Origin of the sequence: Kitasatospora sp. NPDC057512, from assembly GCF_042802135.1 — a bacterium.
In the GTDB taxonomy this organism is placed as follows: Bacteria; Actinomycetota; Actinomycetes; order Streptomycetales; family Streptomycetaceae; genus Kitasatospora.
This window is the reverse complement of sequence record NZ_JBHVET010000596.1, coordinates 1-5569: the sequence shown is the minus strand read 5'-3', so window position 1 is coordinate 5569 and position 5569 is coordinate 1. Positions and strand designations below refer to the sequence as shown.

Genomic DNA, 5569 nt, shown 5'->3' with positions numbered 1-5569 from the left:
GTCCCCGACCGGCACCGTCGTGCTGGGCGGGCGCTCGCTGCGGCTGCTGCGCGCGCCCGCCCCCTCCACCTAGCCGGGGCTCAGCTCCCGGCGTGCCCGAGCTCGACGTTCTCCAGCACGCCGATCGCGTCCGGCACCAGCACCGCCGCCGAGTAGTAGGTGCTCACCAGGTAGGAGGCGATCGCCTTCTCGTCGATGCCCATGAAGCGGACGTTCAGGCCCGGCTCCACCTCGTCCGGGATGCCGATCTGGGTCAGGCCGACCACGCCCTGGTTGTCCTCGCCGACACGCATCGCGATGAACGCGCTGGTCTGCTGGTCGGACACCGGGATCTTGTTGCACGGGAAGATCGGCACCCCGCGCCAGGTCGGCCGCTGCTTGCCGAGGACGTCGACGGTGGACGGGTAGACGCCGGCCCGGTTGCACTCCCGCTCGAAGGCCGCGATCGCGCGCGGGTGGGCGAACAGGAAGTCGGTGTCGCGGCGCATGCTCAACAGCTCGTCCAGGTCGTCCGGGGTGGGCGCCCCGGAGCGGGTCTGGATCCGCTGGTCGAAGTCGGCGTTGCTGAGCAGGCCGAACTCCGGGTTGTTGATGATCTCGTGCTCCTGCCGCTCCCGCAGGGCCTCGATGGTCAGCCGCAGCTGCTCCTCGGTCTGGTTCATCGGCTTGTTGTAGAGGTCCGCGACCCGGCTGTGCACCTTGAGCACGGTCTGCGCGACGCTCAGCTCGTACTCGCGCGGCCTCAGCTCGTAGTCCACGAAGGCGCCCGGCAGCTCGTACTCGCCCTGGTGCCCGGCCGCGAGGTCGATCTCCGCCTCGCCGTGCTCGTTCTGCGCCTGCGCGGCGTCCGCGGCGAAGCCCAGCAGCTGCTCGCGCAGCGACTCGGACCGGCCGATCAGCTCCTGGAGCACCGGCCAGGACAGCGCCATCGCGACCCCGGAGGTGCTCGCCTTCACGGTGTACGGCCAGCTGCCGCCGCCCTCGGTGATCGCCTCGTCGCCGAGGTGGTCGCCGTCCGCGAGCGTGCCGAGCACCGTCACCTCGCCGTACTTGCCGGTGCCGATCCGGTCCACCTTGCCGTGCGCGATCAGGAACACCTCCTCGATCGGCGTCCCCTCCTGCACCAGCACCTCGCCCTGGGCGAAGTCCCGCTGCACGAACCGGCGGGCCAGCTCGGCCAGCACCTCCTCGTCCTCGAAGCCGCGCAGCGCCGGGACCTCGGCCAGCGAGGGGGCGATCACCGTCACCGCGGCGCCGGTCTTGGCGAAGCTCACCCGGCCGCGCCCGGGCGCGTAGCTCAGCCGCCGGTTGACCCGGTAGGTACCCGCGCTGACCTGCACCCACGGCAGCATCTTCAGCAGCCAGCGGGAGGTGATCTCCTGCATCTGCGGCTTCGACTTGGTCGTCGTCGCCAGGTTCCGCGCCGCGGTCGTGCTGAGGCTGAGCTGGGCCCGTACCTGCACGGTTGCCGAGCCGGGGCCGGGGGTGGGCTCGGTGTCGACCGTCATCTGTGCACTCCTGTCACTCACGCACCAATGGACATCCGTCAGGACATGTCATCGGCTCATCGGCAGGCGCCCGCAAGAGGCGCACGGCGCACTCCCACCTGCGTGAACGTCGGCGCGCGCCCCTCGTTTCGCGCTCGCACCGCCCGTCCGGGTGGCCGGTTCTCGCCGGACTCCGCCGACAGGGGCGAAAAACCGGATGAGAAATGACGGCCCCTCTGCCTACCCTCACCGCGATGGCCGAGAACAGACAAGAACCCGAGAACCCCACCCCGGAAAGCGCCCAGAGCGACGGAGCCGGCCCCGCCGGGCCCGGGCCGCGGCACTCCGCGGTCCGCTCCCTGCTGCGCCTGTGGCCGTACGCGCGCGCCGTCCGCGGCCGGCTGGCCGTCTCGGTGACGGCCGCCACCCTCGGCATGCTCAGCACCCTCGCCGTCCCGGTGGTGCTCGGCCTGATCGTGGACGGCCCGGTCGCCGAGCACGACCTGGCCGGCCTCTGGCCGCTGGTCGGCCTGCTGGTGGTCCTCGGCCTGGTCGAGTCCGCGCTGTTCTACACCCGCCGGGTGGTGCTGGCCCGCCCGCTGGCCGGGCTGGAGACGGCGATGCGCGGGGACCTCTTCGCCAAGCTCCAGCGGCTGCCGGTCTCCTTCCACGACCGCTGGGGCTCCGGCCAGCTGCTCTCCCGGGCCACCGCCGACATGTACACCATGCGGCTGTTCCTGGCCTTCCCGCTGGTCTTCCTGATCGTCAACTCGGTGATGTTCCTGGCCGGCACCGTGGTGATGTTCACCCAGGACTGGCGGCTCGCGCTGATCGCCCTGGTGCCGGTCGTCCCGCTGTTCGTGCTCACCCGGCGGTTCGAGTCCGGCTACTCCGGCGCCGCCCGGCTCGCCCAGGACCAGAACGGGGACATCGCCACCCTGGTCGAGGAGTCCGTCCTCGGCATCCGCATCCTCAAGGCCTTCGGCCGGCACCGGTCGATGACCGAGCGCTTCCGCGCCCAGGCCCAGGAGCTGCGCCGCACCGAGCTGCGCAAGGCGCACCTGCTCGCCAACCTCTGGGCCGTCATCGTCGGCCTGCCGGAGATCGCGCTGGCCTGCGCCCTCGCCGTCGGCGCCTACCTGGTGGCCCACGACGAGCTGAGCGCCGGCACCCTGGTCGCCTTCCTCTCCACCGCGCTCGCGCTGCGCTGGCCGGTCGAGTCGCTCGGCTGGCTGCTCGCCTACGCCAACGAGGCCGCCACCGCCACCGACCGCTTCTTCGAGGTGCTGGACGAGCCGGACACCCCCGAGGCGGACGCCCCCGCCCCGGGCACCGCCGCCGGGCCCGCCGACGGCATCCGCTTCACCGGCGTCCGCTTCCGCTACCCCGACGCCCCCGACGGCAGCCCCGACCTGCTGGCCGGCGTCGACCTGCACATCCGCAGCGGCGAGACGATGGCCCTGGTCGGCGCCACCGGCAGCGGCAAGACCACGCTCACCGCCCTGCTCCCCCGGCTGTACGAGGCCACCGCCGGCACCATCACCCTGGACGGCCGGGACATCCGCGAGCTGCCCCGGCCGCGGCTGCGCGAACTCGTCGCGGTCGCCTTCGAGGAGCCCACCCTGTTCTCCGCCACCGTCCGGGAGAACGTCCTGATGGGCGCCCCGGGCGCCGGCGACGAACAGCTGCGCACCGCCCTCGACACCGCCCAGGCCGGCTTCGTCGAGAAGCTCCCGGACGGCCCGGACACCGAGGTCGGCGAGCAGGGCCTGAGCCTGTCCGGCGGCCAGCGCCAGCGCCTCGCGCTGGCCCGCGCGGTCGTCGGCGACCCGGCCTTCCTGGTCCTGGACGACCCGCTCTCCGCCCTGGACGTGCACACCGAGGCCCTGGTCGAACGGGCCCTGCGCGAGGTCCTCGGCACCACCACCGCCCTGGTCGTCGCCCACCGCCCCAGCACCGTGCTGCTCGCCGACCGGGTCGCGGTGCTGGCGGACGGCCGGATCGCGGCCGTCGGCACCCACCAGGAGCTGCTGCGCGACTGCGCGCACTACCGGGAACTGATGTCGGGCGAGGCCGCCCTGATACCCGAGGGCCCCCTCGCACCGGAAGGAGCGCGCGCATGACCACCACCGCCGAACCCGTGCGGGCCGAGCCCGCCGCGCCGGCCGAGGAGGAGCTCCCCCCGCCGCCCACCGACGAGGAGGACATCCCCGTCCCGCCGGGCGCGCCCCGGGCGCTGCTGCGCTCGCTGCTCCGCACCCACCGGGCCCGGATCACCATCGCGATGGTGGTGATCCTGGTCCAGCAGGCCGCGCTCCAGTCCGGCCCGCTGCTGGTCGCGGTGGCGATGGACCGCGGCATCCCGGCGCTGCGCGAGCACGACTCCGGCCCGCTGATCGCCGTGGTCGCGGCCTACCTGTTCTGCGCGCTGCTCAGCCCGGTGCTTCAGTGGGTCTTCATCAAGATCAGCGCCCGGGTCAACCAGGACATCGTGCTGGAGCTGCGCGGCCGGATCTTCCGGCACGCCCAGCGGCTCAGCCTGGACTTCCACGAGCGCTACACCTCGGGCCGGATCATCTCCCGCGCCACCAGCGACATCGACGCGCTGCGCGAGCTGCTCTCCGAGGGCCTCCAGGAGCTGCTGACGGTCCTCCTGTCGGTCTGCTACATCTCGGTGCTGCTGGTGGTGCTGGACTGGCGGCTCGGCCTGGTCTCGCTGGTGTCCTTCCTGCCGCTGGCCCTGATCGCCCGGTCCTTCCGCCACCGCTCGCGCCGGGTCTACCGGCGCTCGCGCACCTCGGCCGCCTCGCTGATCGTCCGCTTCACCGAGACCATGAACGGCATCCGCCCGGTGCAAGCCTTCCGCCGGGAGAAGGCCAACGACGCCGCCTTCGCCGTGGTCAACCGGCAGTCCGCCACCGCCACCGCGGACGGCCTGCTGGAGATCGCCCGCTACGTCGGCCTCTCCCGCGTCACCGCCAACCTGTGGTTCGCCGGCGTGGTGCTGCTCGGCGCCTACTGGGTCGTCGACGACGCGCTGGAGCTGGGCGTGCTCACCGCCTTCGCGCTCTACCTGCGCCGGCTCTTCGACCCGGTCGACCAGCTGGCGATGTTCCTGAACAGCTACCAGTCGGCCGCCGCCGCCCTGGAGAAGATCGCCGGCCTGCTCGCCCACGAGCCGACCGTCGCCGAGCCGGCCGAACCCGCCGAGCTGCCGGAGGCCTCCGGCAAGGGCCGCGCGGTCGCCTTCGAGGGCACCCGCTTCGCCTACCGGACGGGCAAGGAGGTGCTCCCGGCCTTCGACCTGCTGATCCCGGCCGGGCAGACGGTCGCGGTGGTCGGCGCGACGGGCGCGGGCAAGTCGACGGTCGCCAAGCTGCTGGCCCGCTTCTACGACCCGACCGACGGCCGGATCCGGCTGGACGGCGTGGACCTGCGCGACCTGGCCACCCCCGAGCTGCGGCGCGGGGTGGTGATGGTGACCCAGGAGTCCTTCCTGTTCTCCGGCACCGTCGCCGAGAACATCGCGGTCGGCCGCCCCGGCGCCACCCGGGAGGAGGTCGAACAGGCCGCCCGGGACATCGGCGCGTACGAGTTCATCGCCGCCCTGCCGGACGGCTTCGACACCGACGTGCGCAAGCGCGGCGGCCGGATCTCGGCCGGCCAGCGCCAGCTGGTGGCCTTCGCCCGCGCCCTGCTGGCCGACCCGGCGGTGCTGATCCTGGACGAGGCGACCAGCTCGCTGGACGTCCCCGGGGAGCAGGCCGTGCAGCGGGCCATGCGCACCGTGCTGGCCGGCCGCACGGCCGTGATCATCGCCCACCGGCTCTCCACCGTGGAGATCGCCGACCGTGTCCTGGTGATGGATCAGGGCAGGATCGTGGAGGATGGCTCCCCACAGGAGCTGATCGACGGCTCCGGCCGTTTCGCCGCCCTCCACCGGGCCTGGCGGGACAGCCTGGTCTAGGGCCCCGCCCCGGACCCCACGAATGTGCCCGTCCGGGTGCGCCGTCACGCACCCGGCCGGGCCACCCCACTTCCCGTAGGGAGGTACGCGGGCGGCCGCCCACCCGGTTCAGCAC

Annotated in this window: 3 protein-coding genes; 2 read left to right on the top strand and 1 reads right to left on the bottom strand. The window is 73.1% G+C overall.

What is annotated here, in order from left to right:
• Positions 1-80: 80 nt before the first annotated feature.
• Positions 81-1508, bottom strand: a complete 1428-nt coding sequence (locus ACFU6K_RS29935; RefSeq protein ID WP_380668253.1) for a family 2B encapsulin nanocompartment shell protein — start codon at positions 1506-1508, stop codon at positions 81-83.
• 233 nt (positions 1509-1741) lie between these two features.
• Here ACFU6K_RS29935 and ACFU6K_RS29930 point away from each other — a divergent pair, with 233 nt between their 5' ends.
• Positions 1742-3610, top strand: a complete 1869-nt coding sequence (locus ACFU6K_RS29930) for an ABC transporter ATP-binding protein (RefSeq protein WP_380668251.1) — start codon at positions 1742-1744, stop codon at positions 3608-3610.
• On the top strand, positions 3607-5454 hold the full coding sequence (locus ACFU6K_RS29925; RefSeq protein WP_380668249.1) for an ABC transporter ATP-binding protein: 1848 nt from the start codon (positions 3607-3609) through the stop codon (positions 5452-5454). Before ACFU6K_RS29930 ends, ACFU6K_RS29925 begins: the two co-directional genes overlap by 4 nt.
• The last annotated feature ends 115 nt before the right edge of the window (positions 5455-5569 follow it).

Coding starts and splice junctions, on each gene's coding strand:
- ACFU6K_RS29930 (WP_380668251.1), top strand. CDS start 1,742: ATGGCCGAGAACAGACAAGAACCCGAGAACCCCACCCCGGAAAGCGCC.
- ACFU6K_RS29925 (WP_380668249.1), top strand. CDS start 3,607: ATGACCACCACCGCCGAACCCGTGCGGGCCGAGCCCGCCGCGCCGGCC.
- ACFU6K_RS29935 (WP_380668253.1), bottom strand. CDS start 1,508: ATGACGGTCGACACCGAGCCCACCCCCGGCCCCGGCTCGGCAACCGTG.